This is a genomic window from Variovorax sp. YR750 (genome assembly GCF_900109805.1).
Lineage (GTDB): Bacteria > Pseudomonadota > Gammaproteobacteria > Burkholderiales > Burkholderiaceae_C > Variovorax > Variovorax gossypii.
Map to the genome: position 1 here is coordinate 447,524 of NZ_FOBJ01000002.1, position 16,065 is coordinate 463,588.

Below are 16,065 nucleotides of genomic sequence, written 5' to 3' on the forward strand. Positions count from 1 at the left end.
GTGTCCCACGCCGACAACGCGGGGCACCCCGCGCCGCGCAGTTTCCTGACCCGCTACGTCTGGAGCCAGGACCACAAGGTGATCGCGGTCCAGTACGCCTGCACGGCCATCGCGGTGGGCGTGGTGGGCCTGGTGCTGTCCAACCTGATGCGGCTGCAGCTCGGCTTTCCCGGCCAGTTCGAGTTCATCAACGCCGAGCGCTACTACCAGTTCGTGACCATGCACGGGATGATCATGGTGATCTACCTGCTCACGGCGCTGTTCCTCGGCGGCTTCGGCAACTACCTGATTCCGCTGATGGTGGGGGCGCGGGACATGGTCTTCCCCTACCTCAACATGCTGAGCTTCTGGGTCTACCTGCTCTCGGTCGTGGTCCTGATGGCGAGCTTCTTCGTCGAGGGCGGCCCCACCGGCGCGGGCTGGACGCTGTATCCGCCGCAATCGATCCTGCCCGGCACGCCGGGCCATGCGGGCGGCATCGTGCTGATGCTGGTCTCGCTGCTCATCTTCATCGTGGCGACCACGATGGGCGGCCTCAACTACGTGACCACCGTGCTGCAGGCGCGCTGCGAAGGCATGACGCTGCTGCGCATGCCGCTGTCGGTGTGGGGCATCTTCGTTGCCACCATCCTCGCGCTGCTCGGCTTTCCGGCGCTGTTCGTCAGCGGCGTGATGCTGCTGCTCGACCGGACGCTGGGCACCAGCTTCTTCATGCCGGCGCTGGTGTCGATGGGGCAGGTGACGAACTACAAGGGCGGCAGCCCGCTGCTGTTCCAGCACCTGTTCTGGTTCTTCGGCCATCCCGAGGTCTACATCGTGGCGCTGCCGGCCTTCGGCCTCGTGTCCGACCTGATCAGCGTGCACGCGCGCAAGAGCATCTTCGGCTACCGCACGATGGTGTGGGCCATCGTGGCCATCGGCGGACTCAGCGTGGTGGTCTGGGCGCACCACATGTTCGTGAGCGGCATGAACCCGTACTTCGGCTTCTTCTTCGCGACCACTACGCTGGTCATCGCGGTGCCCACCGCGATCAAGGTCTACAACTGGCTCCTGACGCTGTGGCGGGGCGACATCCACCTGTCGGTGCCGATGCTGTTCGCGCTGGCCTTCGTGTGCACCTTCGTCATCGGCGGGCTGACCGGGCTCTTCCTCGGCAACGTGAGCGTGGACATTCCGCTTTCCGGCACCTATTTCGTGGTGGCGCACTTCCACATGGTGATGGGCGTGGCGCCGCTGCTGGTGGTGTTCGGCGGCATCTACCACTGGTTTCCCAAGATCACCGGCCGAATGCTCGACGACCGGCTCGGCCGGCTGCACTTCTGGATCACGTTCCTCGGCACCTACGCGATCTATTTCCCGATGCACTACCTCGGCGTGCTGGGCATGCCGCGGCGCTACTACAACTTCGACGGCTACAAGTTCATTCCGCAGTCGGCATTCAGCCTGAACACGTTCATCACCGTGGTTGCGCTGATCGTCGGCGTGAGCCAGCTGATCTTCATCGCCAATCTCGCCTGGAGCGCCTGGAGCGCCTGGCGCGGCCGGCGCGCCGACGCCAATCCGTGGCGTGCCGCGTCGCTCGAATGGCAGACACCCGAAACGCCGCCGGCTCACGGCAACTGGGGCCCCCGGCTGCCGGTGGTCTACAGGTGGGCCTACGCCTACGGGGTGCCGGGTGCGGCGGAGGATTTCGTCGCGCAGAACGCACCGCCGCAAGCCGGGGGCGAGGAGCCCGGAGCGCAGCAGGGCCAGGGCGGGGTTCGAGGGGCACCGGCATGAACCCGGGCATCGCCTCCCTGGGCGTGCGCGGCGCCGGCCGCGGCGGTGGTCCTCGCGACGCGAACGCGAGCGCGGCCAGCATCGGCCTGTGGGTTTTCATGGGCGTGGCCACCGCGTTGTTTTCCCTCTTCATCGTGGCCTACGTGATGCGCATGAGCGGCGACGACTCGATGACGATCGCGCTGCCGTGGCAGCTCTGGCTCAGCTCGGCGCTGCTCGTCGGGGGCAGCGTGGCGCTGCAATGGGCAGCTGCCGCGTCGCGCGACGCCGGGTCGACGCGCAGCCGTCGCCTGCTGCTGGCCGGTGGCCTCTGCGCCGCGGCCTTCCTGGGCGTGCAGCTGTGGGCCTGGCAGGTGCTTTGGAGCGCGCAGGTGATGCCGGCCGGCAATCCGGCGGGCAGCTTCTTCTATCTGCTGACCGCCATGCACGGGCTCCACCTGGCGGGTGGGCTGGTCGGGTGGGCATGGACGGCGCGCGTCGCATGGGTCGATCCTGCCCAAGCCGCGTGGCGCGTCGCGCTGTGCGCGCGCTACTGGCACTTCATGCTGGCGGTGTGGCTGGTGCTGTTCGGGCTGCTGGGCTGGGTGACGCCGGAGGTGGCGCGCTTCGTCTGCGGCACATCCTGAGGAGGCGTCCCATGAACACGTCGACGATCGCGGCAACGCCATCGAACCCGGCCGTCGCCGCCGCCGCGAGCGGCTGGCGCGGGCTGGTCGCCGACTGGTCTTCCGATCGCCAGGCGTTCCACGTCTCGTGGGGCAAGGCGATGATGTGGATCTTCCTGCTCAGCGACACCTTCATCTTCAGCTGCTTCCTGACCGGCTACATGACGGTGCGCGTCTCGACCACCGTGCCGTGGCCCAACCCGAGCGAGGTGTTCGCGCTCCATGTCGGAGGTGCCGACGTACCGCTGCTGCTGATCGCGATCATGACCTTCGTGCTCATCAGCAGCAGCGGCACGATGGCGATGGCCGTCAATTTCGCCTACCGTCGCGACCGCGTGAACGCCGCCACCCTGATGCTCGTGACCGGCACCCTGGGCGAACTTTTCGTCGGCATGCAGGCCTTCGAGTGGTCCAAGCTGATCCTCGAGGAGGGCGTGCGGCCCTGGGGCAACCCGATGGGCGCGGCGCAGTTCGGCTCGACCTTCTTCATGATCACGGGCTTTCACGGGCTGCATGTGTCGGCCGGCGTGGTCTTCCTGTTCACCGTGGCCTTCAAGCTGATGCGCGGCGACTACGACAGGGCCGGCAACTACCAGATCGTCGAGATCGCCGGCCTGTACTGGCATTTCGTCGACCTGGTGTGGGTGTTCATCTTCGCGCTGTTCTATCTCTGGTGAGGACGACCATGAACCCCGCTACCGGCCAGCAACATCCGATCGGCCTCTATCTCAGGATCTGGGGTCTGCTGTTCGTGCTCAGCACGATGTCGTACCTGGTGGACTACTTCCATTTCCAGGGGTACCTGCGCTGGGCCCTGATCATCACCTTCATGCTGTTGAAGGCGGGGCTGATCGTCGCGGTCTTCATGCACATGGCCTGGGAGCGGCTGGCGCTGGTCTATGCCATCCTGCTGCCGCCCCTGTGCCTGCTGGTCCTGGTCGGGCTGATGGCGGCGGAGGCCGGCCATACCTTCCTGACGCGGCTGCTGTTCTTCCACTGAGGACGGTGGCGGCTGGCCCTTCAGCGCCGCACGATGTAGCGCGTGATCACCGGCCCCGTCTCGCCGATGTGGAAGGCGAGCCGACGTTCGCGCAGCGCCATGTCGCTCGCGGTGGCGCGGTTGAAGCGGCGCAGGTGATCGGTCCACGACTCGTCGACGATCTGCTCGACGTAGCGCTCGGGCTGCGCGATGTCGTGCAGCAGCTCCCAGCCGATGGCGCCCTGGCTCAGGCGCGCGCGACGCGTCTGCTGCATCACGAGGTGGAAAGCCGCGGCGCGCGCGGGTTCGATGATGTATTCGACGGTGATCACCACGCGGCCGTTTTCCTCCGGCGCCTCCGCGGGCGGACCGACGGCCCAGCCGGCCTGCGCGGGGCTGGTGTCGTCCTCGCCGCTCACGTCGGTCACCCAGCGCAGCGCAACGAGCATCAGCAGCGTGCCGCTGACGGCGGCCACGCCGAGGCTGGCGACCAGCGAGGTGACCGTGGCCACCTGCCCCCAGATGGCCGCGCCGATCGCGCTCGCGCCCATGATCGCCATCTGGTACATCGACATGCCGCGTGCGCGCACCCAGTCGGGCAGCGCGAGCTGTGCCGACACCGAGAGCGAGTTGGCCACCGTGATCCACGCCATGCCGCCGAAGAACATCGCGGGCACGGCGATCCACGCATTCGGCGCGAAGGCCATGACGGCGGTGGCGCCCGACTGCAGCAGCGTGCCGCGCAGCACCAGCTGGTCGCGCCCCAGCGCCTGGCGCAGCCGCGGCAGGAACAGCACCGCCACGATCGCGCCCGCGCCCATGGCGGCCAGCAGCAGCGTGAAGGTGCCCGCGCCGCCGCCCTGGAGGTTGCGCGCCAGCAGCGGCAGCAGCGCCAGCAGCGCGGTCGAGTGGAAGAAGAAGATCGTGATGCGCGTGAGCACCGCGCGCATGCGCTGCGACTGCCGCACGAACTGCACGCCCACGCGCATCGCGCTGATGAGCTTCTCGCGGCCCAGCGGGTTGGGCGTGTGCTCGCGTCGCCAGCGCAGCACCACGAAGCCCGAGGCCACCGACAGCACCGCGTTCAGCGCGAACACCCAGATGCTGCCCGCGCTCGCGATCAGCATGCCGGCGGTGAGCGGGCCGACGATGCGCGATGCGTTCATGGCAATGCCGTTCAGCCCCAGCGCCGCCGGCAGCTGCGGCCGCGGCACCAGCTCGGGCACGATGGCCGCGAACACCGGCCAGCGCAGCGCCAGCCCGATGCCGTTGGCGAAGGTGAGCGCCAGCAGCAGCGGCGCGGTCATGAGGTCGAGCGCCAGCGCGCCGCACAGCACGATGGCGGTGCCGGCCAGCCAGAACTGCGTGGCCACCAGCCAGCGCCTGCGATCGAGGATGTCGGCCAGCGCGCCGCTGGGCAGGCCCAGCAGGAACACCGGCAGCGTGGAGGCCGACTGCACCAGCGCCACCCAGATCGGCGAGGAGGTCAGCGTGGTCATCATCCACGCGGCGGCCACGTCGTTCATCCACATGCAGATGTTGGCGACGAGCCAGGTGCTCCACAGCATGCGGAACACGGGGAGCTTCAGGGGCACGAGCGCCGCGAACTTCGTCGGCTGCGGCCTCGCGGCGGGGATGGGCGTCTCTTCGGGGGATATGGGCGGCATGTGGCGCTATTTTGGCCCCGGCGCCTGCGGGCCTGGCGATCTGGTCCTTCCGCGAACACCGAGGAACCGGCTTTGCCGGGCCTCAGGTGTTGCCCCCTGCAAGGGGGGTGGCGAAGCGACACGAAGTGCGCGAAGCCTGGGGGTGTGCCTAGGCTCTGTCGCTACGCGCGAGGCGGTGCTCCAGGCGGCGCAGCATCGTCGTGAGGATCAGCGTCATCACCCAGTAGATCACCGAGATCGCGAGGTACGGCTCCCAGTAGCGCGCATAGGCGCCGGCCACGGTGCGCGCGGCGTAGGCCAGCTCGGCCAGGCCGATGGCGGAGACCAGCGACGTGTCTTTCAGCAGCGCGATGGCGTTGTTGCCCAGCGGCGGCAGCATGCGGCGGAAGGCCTGCGGCAGTACCACGTAGCGCATCACCTGCGCGGGCGAGAAGCCCAGCGAGCGGCCCGCGTCGAACTGCCCGCGCGAGATCGACTGGATGCCGGCGCGGAACACTTCGGAGATGTAGGCAGCCGAGTTCAGCGTGAGCGCCACCACGCCCGAGATGAGAGCGCCGTGCTCCTGCTTGAGCGTGCGCGCGAGCTCGCCGTCGATCAGGATGCCCGAGGTCGGGTGGATGAACACCGGCATCACCGCGAAGTGGATCAGGAGGATCTGCACGAACAGCGGCGTGCCCCGGAAGAAGCTCACGTACACCGTGGCCGGCCAGCGCAGGAAGAAGCGCGCGACCCAGGTCCATGGCGCATGGCGCGGATGCGCCAGCCGCGCGAGCGCGAGGCACAGCCCCCAGCTCGCGCCCAGCAGCACGCAGACCACCGTCATGCGCAGCGTCATCCATGCGCCCTGCCAGAACAGGTCCTTGTATTCCACGAGGATGTCCCAGCGGAACCATCCGAAAAGCAGCACTGGTTGTTCCATGCTTGCGTCCTCAAACTCTCATCGATCAACGGAAAACGAAACGGCCGCGTTGGGGCGGCCGTGTTCGGTGAAATGCCGTGCGGCTCAGCGCACGTTCGGGTCCTTGTTGAACCACTTCTTGTAGATCGTCACGTAGCTGCCGTCGGCGCGGATGGCCGCGAGGCCGGCGGTGAGCTTGTCGAGCAGGGGCTTGTCGCCCTTCTTCACGACGATGCCGAAGCCTTCTTCGGGGAAGGACTTGTCGTCCAGCGTCTTCAGCTCGGGGTTCTGCGCCACGCGGTAGGCGATCACGCCGTTGTCGCCCATGGCGGCATCGACGCCGCCGCCGGCCAGCTCGGAAATGATGAGCGGCGTGCTCTCGAAGCGGCGGATGTCGGGGCTGGTCTTGCCGAACTCGCGCGATGCGATGTCGTCGGCGGTGGAGGCGCTGACCACGGCGATCTTCTTGCCGGCCAGGTCCTTCAGCGAGGCCACCTTGCTGTTCTTCGGCAGCGCGATCAGCTGGCGGGCCGCGAAGTAGGGCGGCGTGAAGTCGTAGCTCTGCTTGCGCTTCTCGTTGATGGTGACGCCCGAGATCACGAGGTCGACGTCGCCGTTGTTCAGCGCACCGAAGATGCCGGTGAAGGGCGTGTTGACGATCTTGATCTTCAGGCCTTGCTGCTTGGCGATGGCATTGATGATGTCGATGTCGAAGCCGACGATCTGCTTGTCCTTGTTCTCGAAGGCGAAGGGGGCGTAGGTGGCGCTGGAGGCCACGATCAGCTCGCGGTTCTGGGCCTGGGCGCCGAGCGTGAAGGCCGCGCTGGCGGAAAGAAGAACGAGCGACAGGGCGCGCCGGATGCGGTTCATGGGGTGTATCTCCCGGGAAGTGATGGCTAAGGCCGCCCGAAAAGGGCAAAGGAGCGGGATTTTAGGCTCCCGGCCGCGGGCCCCCGGTTGCATCACGGCCTGCGCGGATGTGGCGCCGACGCCCTCCCTGTTAACAAACGCTGTGGATTTCTTCTCGTTGCCAGCCCCAATTTCAAGCGTTGCCCCGATTTGCAATACACCAATAGTTAACAGGAATAACAATGGCAAACCTTTGAAAACAAGTAATCAGGGAAGAAGAAGGTATGTCTCTCGTTCTGGGCGTCATGGGGCTCCCTCAGGTTGAGGTCGAGCTCCTGAGAATCATCGTGCGCCTCAGCTCCAATCTCCGCTCGCGCTGGACCGTCAGCGAATCGCGATCCTGCGATCTGCTGCTGATGGACGGCGATTTCCCAGCCTCTGAATGGCAGTCGCTCAGGGCACGCTTCGTGGTGCCCATGGTGAGCCGCGGCGATGCCGCCGCCGCGAGCGGCAGCCGCGCGCTGGCGCGGCCCATCTATGCGGAGGAACTGGTCGAACTGCTCAACCAGGTCGGGCCGGGTACCTCGTTGGGCGATGCCGCTCGTGCCGCGCAGCGCCCGGCCGGCATGCGTGCCTCGCTCGTGCGCTGGCCCTCGCAGGCGACCCTGCGGCGCCATCCGGCCTTCGCCCGGCTGGCGGCCGCGCTTGCCAGGAGCACGCAGTCGGCGGAAAGCCTCAGCGTGCTCGGCCGCGTCGACGTCGAGGTGTGCAGCACCTTCCTCGGCCTGCTCGACGGCGAAGGCGCCCTGGCCTGGGCCGGGGAGGCCCCCGTGCCTTCCCGCGCGCGGGCCGGCGGCGATGCCGCGCGGCGCAAGCAGGGCCTGCTCTCGCGCATCCGCCAGCGCCTCGGGCTGGCCTGATCGGAGGCCGCCATGAGGGACTACAAGCTCGTCTTCACGGGCCCGATGGGCGTGGGCAAGACCACCGCCATCGCCGCCATCAGCGAAACCCCGCCGATCAGCACCGAGGTCGCGAATGCGGACGCCTCGGTCGCCAAGGCCACCACCACCGTCGGGCTCGACTTCGGCCAGGTGACGCTGGACAACGGCGACCGGCTGCGCCTGTACGGCACGCCGGGGCAGGCCCGCTTCGACTTCATGTGGAAGATCCTGGTGCGCGACGCGCTGGGCTTCGCCATCCTCATCGACAACAGCCGGCCCGATCCGCTCGCCGACCTGGCGGCCTACCTCGACGGCTTCGCGGGCGCGCTCGAGAAGATGCCCTGCGCGCTCGGCATCAACCGCCTGCCCACGCACCCCCTTCCCACGCTCGACGACTATGCGCGCGCGCTGGCCGCTCGCGGGCTGGTGCTGCCCGTGCTGGAGATCGATCCGCGCCGCAGGGACGACGTCGTCTCGCTGATAGAGATGCTGCTGATGCAGATCGAGGCGCTCGACGAAGAGGTCGCGCCATGAGGATTCCCCATGCCATCAGGCTGCGCGCCGCGGACGAGGTGCAGCGCGTGCTCGAGGACGTGAACGGCATCGTTTCCGTGGTGATCGCCACGCCCGACGGCTTCGAGATCGCCAGCGCGAGCCAGCGCGACATCGAGCCCGCGCGCATCGCCGCGATGGCCAGCTCGATCTGCGCCATCGGCGCCGTCGCGGCGCAGGAGGCGCGGCTGGGCCGCTGCACCTGCATCACGGTCGCCACCGACAACGGCTTCGCGCTCGTCAGCCCGGTACGCAACGGGGAGACCGAACTGGTGGTGAACGTCATCGCCGGCGCCGGCGCGGTGCTGGCCCAGGCGATGTACCGCACCGCGGCCTGCGTGCGGGCGCTCGAGGCGCCATGAGCGGCCGCCGGCCGGATCGAACCACAGGCGCGGACGGGTTGCATGCGACGCCCTCGCCTCACTCCTTCATTCGCATGAGCAACCGAACCTTGGGAAAACATTGAAATGGCCTCGATCCAGAACAGCCTCGAAAACCTCCTGACCGCCGACGGCGCGCTGTGCGCCGCCGTGGTCGACTCCTCCAGCGGCATGATGCTGGGCTCCGTCGGCACCGGCGTCGACCTGGAAGTGGCCGCCGCCGGCAACACCGAGGTGATGCGCGCCAAGCTCAAGACCATGCGCGCCCTCGGCCTGAACGACAGCATCGAGGACATCCTGATCACCCTCGGCAAGCAATACCACCTGCTGCGCCCGATGGCGCGGCACGAAGGCGTGTTCATCTACTTCGTGCTGGACAAGGCGAAGTCGAACCTGGCGCTGGCCCGCCGCAAGCTGCAGGAAGTCGAAAAGGAAATGGCCTTCTGACGGCCTTCCGACCTGAGCCCGCGCTGCCGGCCGTACGCGGCCTGGATTGCCGGGCCGGCTCCCTCGCGGGGGCCGGCCCTTTTTCTTTTGCGTCCCTTTGGGTTCCTTCGCGCGGGCGGGCTAACTAAGGTTCTCCGGGCGGGATGAAGGGCATCGCGATACGGCCGGTGCCCGCTGGCTAGCATCCGGGACTTTGCTGTCGAGGAGCCTTGCATGAAGACGTTCCGGCCCGCCTTTCTTCTCTGTGGCATCGGTCTCGCATGGAGCGCCGCGAGCGCGCTGGCGGCCGATCCCGCGGTGCCGGTCTTCGATCCGCAGCGCCTCTCGCAGATCGTGAAGACGGTCTCCGGAGACGACTTCGAGGGCCGCGCGCCCGCCACGCCGGCGGAAGCGAAGACGGTCGACTACCTCGTCGCCCAGTTCAAGGCCGCCGGCCTCGCCCCCGGCGGCGATCTCGAAGGCGGACGGCGCGCGTGGACGCAATCGGTGCCGCTGGTGAAGACCGAGTTCCGCGGCACGCCGCAGATCACGCTGCAGGTGGGCGCCCAGCGCGACGCGCTGGCGCAGGGCGAGCAGATCGCGGTGCGCGCGGCGCTCGACGGCTCGACCGCGGTTTCGATCCAGCAGGCGCCGCTGGTCTTCGTGGGCTACGGCGTCAGCGCGCCCGAGCGGCGCTGGGACGACTACAAGGGCGTCGACCTGAAGGGCAAGATCGCCGTGGTGCTGGTGAACGACCCCGATTTCGAAACCGGAAGCGGCGACTTCGGCGGCAAGGCCATGACCTACTACGGCCGCTGGACGTACAAGTTCGAGGAGGCCGCGCGCCGCGGCGCGCTCGGCGTGCTGATCGTGCACGAGACCGCCCCCGCCGCCTACGGCTGGGCCACGGTCAAGAATTCCAACACCGCGACCATGCTCGACATCGAGCGCGACAAGCCGGCGGCCGTGCATCCGAAGCTGGAGGCCTGGATCCAGCGCGACGTGGCCGTCGAGCTGCTGCGCCGCGCGGGACTGGACTTCGAGGCGCAGAAGAAGCTCGCGCAGACGCGCGAGTTCCAGCCGCAGGTGCTGAAGGACGCGAGCCTGTCGGCCGAGTACGCGATCGACCGGCAGGTGATCGTCTCGAAGAACGTGGTGGGCCGCATCGAGGGCCGCAGGCACCCGGGCGAGACGGTGATCTACAGCGCCCACTGGGACCATCTCGGCGTCGGCGCGCCCGATGCGAAGGGCGACCGCATCTACAACGGCGCCGTCGACAACGGCACCGGCCTGGCCGCGCTGATCGAGATGGGTCGCGCCTTCGCAGGCGCGCGTCCCAGGCCCGACCGCTCGGTGGTCTTCCTGGCGGTGACGGCCGAGGAGCGCGGGCTGCTGGGCTCCGAGTTCTACGGAGCCAGGCCGCTGTACCCGCTCGCGAAGACGGTGGCCGTCATCAACATGGACGCGCTCAGCCCCGAGGGCACGGCGCGCAACTTCAGCACCTCGGGCAGCGCGGTCTCGCAGCTGCAGGACCTGCTGGTCGAGCAGGCCAGGGGTTTCGGCCTGGCCTATGCGCCCGATCCGCACCCCGAGGCCGGCTACTTCTTCCGCTCCGACCATTTCTCCTTCGCCAAGCGCGGCGTGCCCGCGCTGTCCTTCGCCTCGGGCAACGACCTGGTGGAAGGCGGGCTCGCGGCCGGCGAGGCGGCCGGCAAGGCCTACACCGCCGAGCGCTACCACCAGCCGGCCGACGAATGGCGCGCCGACTGGTCCTTCGCCGGCATGGCGCACGACCTGCCGCTGCTCTACCGCGTGGGCGAGACGCTGGCCAACAGCCGGCGCTGGCCGGAGTGGGGGCAGGGTTCGGAATTCCGCGCGATCCGCGAGGCCAGCCGGGCCGAGCGGCGCTGACCCAGGGACCTAGGCCGCGCGCGGCCGGGCGCCACCGCCCAGGTGCGCCAGCGGCAGCGCGCTGCTGGCCTTCACCTCGCCCAGCGAGAAGCTGGTGTGCAGGTCCTTCACGTTCGGCAGGTTCATGAGGTGCTGGCGCGCGAAGGCGGAGAAGCTGTCGAGGTCCTGCGCCACCACCTGCAGCTCGAAGGTGCCGGTGCCGCTGATGTAGTGGCAGGCGATCACGTCGGGCAGCTTGCGGATCGCGTCCTCCAGCTTGCGCGTGGCCTCGTGGGTGACGCGCTCGGTGTCCACCCGCACGAACGCGAGCACGCCCAGGCCGATCTTGTGGCGGTCGATCTCGGCGTGGTAGCCCTTGATGAAGCCGGCCTCCTCCAGCGCGCGCACCCGGCGCCAGCACGGCGCGGCCGACAGGCCCACGCGCTGCGCAAGCTCGGCGTTGGTGAGGCGGCCGTCCGCCTGCAGTTCTTGCAGGATCGCGAGGTCGAACTTGTCAATGCTTTCCATGGATGCCGATGTTAAGCAAGATTCTTTCTGGATACGCGTTTTTCCCGGCAAAGAACGCAAACACCTGTCGCGGACCCCGGCATACACTTTGCGGGATCATGGGCTCGTGCCCTACCCGGGCACAGACCCAGAAACAGCCAGGCCCACGAGGCCCTGCCAAACGGAGACAGACGACATGAATGCACCGCTACCCGCGCACATTCGCAAGGCCCTAGAAACCGTCACGCTCGACGACAAGTACTCCCTCGACTACGGCCGCGCCTTCATGAGCGGCGTCCAGGCCCTCGTGAAGCTGCCCATGCTGCAGCGACTGCGCGACAAGCAGGCCGGCAAGAACACCGCCGGCTTCATCAGCGGATACCGCGGCTCCCCGCTCGGCGGCTACGACCAGGCGCTGTGGAAGGCCAGCAAGTTCCTCAAGGAACAGAACATCGTCTTCCAGCCCGGCGTGAACGAAGAGCTGGCCGCCACCGCGCTGTGGGGCACCCAGCAGCTGGGCTTCTCCCCGCAGGGCACCAACAAGTTCGACGGCGTCTTCGGCATCTGGTACGGCAAGGGCCCGGGCGTGGACCGCTGCTCCGACGTGTTCAAGCACGCCAACATGGCCGGCACCACCCAGTACGGCGGCGTGATCGCGGTGGCGGGCGACGACCACATCTCCAAGAGCTCCACCGCCGCGCACCAGAGCGACCACATCTTCAAGGCCTGCGGCACGCCGGTGTTCTTCCCGGCGAACGTGCAGGAAATCCTCGACCTGGGCATCCACGCCTTCGCCATGAGCCGCTTCGCGGGCGTGTGGTCGGGCATGAAGACGATCCAGGAGATCGTCGAGTCGAGCGCCACGGCCATGATCGACCCCGAGCGCGTCGAGATCGTCATTCCCACCGACTTCGAGATGCCGCCCGGCGGCCTGCACATCCGCTGGCCCGACCATGCGCTGGAGCAGGAAGCCCGGCTCATGCACTACAAGTGGTACGCCGCGCTGGCCTACATCCGCGCAAACCGGCTCAACCACAACGTGATCGAGGGCCCGAACGACCGCTTCGGCATCATGGCCAGCGGCAAGGCCTACAACGACACCCGCCAGGCGCTCATCGACCTGGGCCTGGACGACGCGGCCTGCCGCCAGCTCGGCATCCGCCTGCACAAGGTGGGCGTGGTGTGGCCGCTGGAGGCGCAGCTCACGCGCCAGTTCGCCACCGGCCTGCAAGAAATTCTGGTGGTGGAGGAGAAGCGCCAGGTCATCGAATACCAGCTCAAGGAAGAGCTCTACAACTGGCGCTCCGACGTGCGGCCCAACGTGGTCGGCAAGTTCGACGAGGGCGAGGTTCACGCGGCCGAGGGCTACTCGGGCGGCGAATGGTCGATGCCCAATCCGACCTCGCACACGCTGCTGCGCGCCAACGCCGACCTGAACCCGGCGCTCATCGCCAAGGCCATCGCCACGCGCCTGAAGAAGACCGGCCTGCTGGCCGCCGCCGGCGCCGACATGACCGCGCGCATCGACGCCCAGCTCGCCATCCTCGAGGCCAAGGAGCGCTCGATGGTGCTGCAGCAGGCCTCCACCGGCGTGGCCGACGCCACGCGCCAGCCCTGGTTCTGCTCGGGCTGCCCGCACAACACCAGCACCGTGGTGCCCGAGGGCTCGCGTGCGATGGGCGGCATCGGCTGCCACTTCATGGCGACCTGGATGGACCGCTCCACCATCGGCTTCACGCAGATGGGCGGCGAGGGCGTGCCGTGGGTTGGCCAGCAGCCCTTCACGACCGACCAGCACATCTTCGCGAACCTGGGCGACGGCACCTACTTCCACAGCGGCCTGCTCGCCATCCGCCAGAGCATCGCGGCGGGCGTGAACATCACCTACAAGATCCTCTACAACGACGCGGTGGCCATGACCGGCGGCCAGACGGTGGGCGAGCGCCCCGAGGGCCACTCGGTGCTGCAGATCGCCGAGAGCCTGCATGCCGAGGGCGCGGCCAAGGTCGTCATCGTCACCGACGAGCCCGAGAAGTACGAGGGCGTGACCATTCCCGGCGAGCACGTTCAGGTGAAGCACCGCGACCTGCTCGACGACGTGCAGCGCGAGTTCCGCAAGATTCCCGGCACCACGGCCATCATCTACGACCAGACCTGCGCCACCGAGAAGCGCCGCCGCCGCAAGCGCGGCACGGCCGTCGACCCGGCCAAGCGCGTGGTCATCAACGAGCTGGTCTGCGAAGGCTGCGGCGATTGCAGCGTGCAGAGCAACTGCCTGAGCGTGGAGCCGCTGGAGACCGAGTTCGGCCGCAAGCGCACCATCAACCAGAGCAGCTGCAACAAGGACATGAGCTGCCTGAAGGGCTTCTGCCCGAGCTTCGTGACGGTCGAGGGCGGCCAGCTGAAGAAGAAGGGCAAGAACAAGGCGGCCACGCCGGCCGAGTTCGGCCTGCTGCCCGAGCCGTCGATCCCGTCGCTGGAAGGCGGCAGGGTCTGGGGCGTGGTGGTGGCGGGCGTCGGCGGCACCGGTGTGATCACCATCGGCCAGCTGCTGGGCATGGCGGCGCACATCGAGGCCAAGGGCATCGTCACGCAGGATGCAGCCGGCCTCGCGCAGAAGGGCGGTGCCACCTGGAGTCACGTGCTCATCGGCGACACGCAGGACGACATCCGCACCACCCGCGTGGGCACGGCGGCGGCCGACCTGATCCTGGCCTGCGACCCGCTGGTCACGGTGAACGCCGAGACCATGGCGCGCATGCGCGAAGGGCGCACGCACGTGGCGCTCAACAGCCACAGCGCGCCGACGGCCGCCTTCGTGCGCAACGCCAACTGGAAGAACCCGGAAGAAGCCTGCGCGGCCGAGATCGTGCGCGCCGTGGGCACCGACGGCGTGGGCAGTTTCGATGCCGACGCCACCGCGACCGCGCTGATGGGCGACACCATCTACGTCAACCCGATGATCCTGGGCTACGCCTGGCAGAAGGGCTGGATCCCGCTGGCGCACGAGTCGCTGATGCGCGCCATCGAGCTGAATGCGGTGGCCGTCGATAACAACAAGGCGGCCTTCGAATGGGGCCGCCAGGCGGCGGTGCGGCCGGAAGAGCTGCAAAAGCGCGTGCGTCCGGGCCAGGTCATCGAATTCAAGAAGCGCGAGTCGGTCGAGAACATCGTCGCGCGCCGCGCGGAGTTCCTGACCGGCTACCAGAACGCCGCCTACGCCGACGAATACAAGCAGTTCGTGGGCAAGGTGCAGCGGGCCGAGGCGGCGGTGGGCAAGAGCACGGCGCTCACCGAGGCGGTGGCGCGCTACCTGTTCAAGCTGATGGCGTACAAGGACGAGTACGAGGTCGCCCGCCTGCACAGCGACCCTGCCTTCCTCGGCCGCATCGAGGGCATGTTCGAGGGCCAGATGGGCAAGGACTTCAAGCTCAACTACCACCTGGCGCCGCCGATCATCGCGAAGAAGAACTCCAAGGGCCAGCTGCAGAAGCAGAAGTTCGGCCCCTGGATGCTCACGGGCTTCAGGTTCCTCGCCAAGCTGAAGGGCCTGCGCGGCACGGGGCTCGACATCTTCGGCCGCACCGAGGAGCGCAGGACCGAGCGCGCGCTGATCGGCGAGTACCGCGCCAGCATCGAGGAAGTGATCGGCGGCCTGCGCGCCGACAACCACGCGCTGGCGCTGGAGATCGCCGGGCTGCCCGAGCAGATCCGCGGCTACGGCCACGTGAAGGATCGCAACCTGGCGGCCGCCCGCACCCGCTGGAGCGAGCTGATGACCCGCTGGCGCAACCCGCAGCAGGCGCCACGCGCGGCGGCCTGACCCCGGGGGCGCCGGAGCCCCAAGGGCCGGCGGACCATGCAAAGGGCGCCCTCGGGCGCCCTTTGCTATTGAAACCGTAGCAAAAAGCCGGCTCCCGGGACAGCTCGAAAGCCCTCCCCACTGCGCCGGATAAGCGCTCGGAGCCGGCATCCGCGCCGAATACAATGCCCGGTGCTGTGCGCGGCCAGGCCCCGCCGCGCTTTGAGTTGCAGCCCGCATCCCGCGTGGCGGCGAAGCCCAAGGAACCGCGGGCGTGACCCGCGCTCCCACACGTTTTCTTTTCTCTTCTTCCCTCTGCTGGAGACTCTCTTGTTCATTTCCTCTGCTTTCGCCCAGACCGCGCCCGCTGCAGGCGGCGGCGACATGATGTCCTCGCTCGGCAGCATGCTGCCCCTGGTGCTGATGTTCGTGGTGCTGTACTTCGTCATGATCCGGCCCCAGATGAAGCGCCAGAAGGAAGCCCGCGCCATGATCGAGGCCCTGGCCAAGGGCGACGAAGTCGCCACCGCCGGCGGCCTGCTCGGCAAGATCACCTCGCTGAACGACCAGTACCTGGGCCTCGAGATCGCCAACGGCGTCGAGATCAAGATCCAGCGCAGCGCCGTGGTGCAGGTCCTGCCCAAGGGCACCGTCAAATAAAAGCGTGAGCTGAACCTTGCGCCTTGCGGCGCGGGCCCCAGATCACGCCGTGTCTCGTTTCAGAAAAAGC

At 68.2% G+C, this 16,065-nt stretch carries 15 protein-coding genes; 11 read left to right on the forward strand and 4 right to left on the reverse strand.

What is annotated here, in order from left to right; translation table 11 throughout:
• From ctaD to BMY35_RS05625, 4 genes are read left to right on the forward strand one after another with little or no spacing between them, the layout of a single operon-like run.
• Entirely contained in the window at positions 1–1,779 is a 1,779-nt protein-coding gene (gene ctaD / locus BMY35_RS05610; protein WP_093196184.1) for a cytochrome c oxidase subunit I, read from the forward strand.
• Positions 1,776–2,405 (forward strand): cytochrome c oxidase subunit 3 family protein, encoded by a 630-nt coding sequence (locus BMY35_RS05615; protein WP_093196010.1) that lies wholly within the window; start codon positions 1,776–1,778, stop codon positions 2,403–2,405. The genes ctaD and BMY35_RS05615 overlap by 4 nt, the downstream gene beginning before the upstream one ends.
• An 11-nt stretch (positions 2,406–2,416) precedes the next feature.
• A complete protein-coding gene (locus BMY35_RS05620; RefSeq protein WP_093196011.1) occupies positions 2,417–3,121 on the forward strand; it encodes a heme-copper oxidase subunit III family protein in 705 nt (234 codons plus the stop codon).
• 8 nt (positions 3,122–3,129) lie between these two features.
• Positions 3,130–3,444 carry a cytochrome C oxidase subunit IV family protein gene (locus BMY35_RS05625; protein WP_093196012.1) on the forward strand — a complete coding sequence of 105 codons (315 nt, stop codon included), beginning with the start codon at positions 3,130–3,132 and terminating at the stop codon, positions 3,442–3,444.
• Positions 3,445–3,464: 20 nt separating this feature from the next.
• Here the strand turns inward: BMY35_RS05625 and BMY35_RS05630 are convergent, their stop codons facing one another.
• The 3 genes from BMY35_RS05630 to BMY35_RS05645 form a co-directional block, all read right to left on the reverse strand.
• On the reverse strand, positions 3,465–5,090 hold the full coding sequence (locus BMY35_RS05630; RefSeq protein ID WP_093196013.1) for an MFS transporter: 1,626 nt from the start codon (positions 5,088–5,090) through the stop codon (positions 3,465–3,467).
• A gap of 148 nt (positions 5,091–5,238) precedes the next feature.
• Positions 5,239–6,009, reverse strand: coding sequence for an amino acid ABC transporter permease (locus BMY35_RS05640; protein WP_093196015.1), 771 nt, complete (start codon positions 6,007–6,009; stop codon positions 5,239–5,241).
• An 84-nt stretch (positions 6,010–6,093) separates the two neighbouring features.
• Positions 6,094–6,858, reverse strand: coding sequence for a basic amino acid ABC transporter substrate-binding protein (locus BMY35_RS05645; RefSeq protein ID WP_093196016.1), 765 nt, complete (start codon positions 6,856–6,858; stop codon positions 6,094–6,096).
• Positions 6,859–7,121: 263 nt separating this feature from the next.
• On the opposite strand from BMY35_RS05645, the gene BMY35_RS05650 reads away from it, so the two are divergent.
• The 5 genes from BMY35_RS05650 (at position 7,122) to BMY35_RS05670 (ending at position 11,047) form a co-directional block, all read left to right on the forward strand.
• A complete protein-coding gene (locus BMY35_RS05650; protein ID WP_093196017.1) occupies positions 7,122–7,757 on the forward strand; it encodes a hypothetical protein in 636 nt (211 codons plus the stop codon).
• A gap of 12 nt (positions 7,758–7,769) precedes the next feature.
• Entirely contained in the window at positions 7,770–8,312 is a 543-nt protein-coding gene (locus BMY35_RS05655; RefSeq protein ID WP_093196018.1) for a GTP-binding protein, read from the forward strand.
• Positions 8,309–8,692 (forward strand): roadblock/LC7 domain-containing protein, encoded by a 384-nt coding sequence (locus BMY35_RS05660; protein ID WP_093196019.1) that lies wholly within the window; start codon positions 8,309–8,311, stop codon positions 8,690–8,692. The genes BMY35_RS05655 and BMY35_RS05660 overlap by 4 nt, the downstream gene beginning before the upstream one ends.
• A 105-nt stretch (positions 8,693–8,797) precedes the next feature.
• Positions 8,798–9,157, forward strand: coding sequence for a hypothetical protein (locus tag BMY35_RS05665; protein WP_093196020.1), 360 nt, complete (start codon positions 8,798–8,800; stop codon positions 9,155–9,157).
• Positions 9,158–9,370: 213 nt separating this feature from the next.
• Positions 9,371–11,047 (forward strand): M28 family metallopeptidase, encoded by a 1,677-nt coding sequence (locus BMY35_RS05670; RefSeq protein WP_093196021.1) that lies wholly within the window; start codon positions 9,371–9,373, stop codon positions 11,045–11,047.
• Between the two features lie 9 nt (positions 11,048–11,056).
• On the opposite strand, the gene BMY35_RS05675 is transcribed toward BMY35_RS05670, so the two are convergent.
• Positions 11,057–11,554, reverse strand: coding sequence for an Lrp/AsnC family transcriptional regulator (locus tag BMY35_RS05675; RefSeq protein ID WP_093196022.1), 498 nt, complete (start codon positions 11,552–11,554; stop codon positions 11,057–11,059).
• Between the two features lie 175 nt (positions 11,555–11,729).
• Between BMY35_RS05675 and BMY35_RS05680 the strand changes: the two genes are divergently transcribed.
• The gene (locus BMY35_RS05680; protein ID WP_093196023.1) at positions 11,730–15,356 is read left to right on the forward strand and encodes an indolepyruvate ferredoxin oxidoreductase family protein; all 3,627 of its coding nucleotides are present in this window, start codon (positions 11,730–11,732) and stop codon (positions 15,354–15,356) included.
• 309 nt (positions 15,357–15,665) lie between these two features.
• On the forward strand, positions 15,666–15,995 hold the full coding sequence (gene yajC, locus BMY35_RS05685) for a preprotein translocase subunit YajC (protein ID WP_093196024.1): 330 nt from the start codon (positions 15,666–15,668) through the stop codon (positions 15,993–15,995).
• Positions 15,996–16,065: the final 70 nt, after the last annotated feature.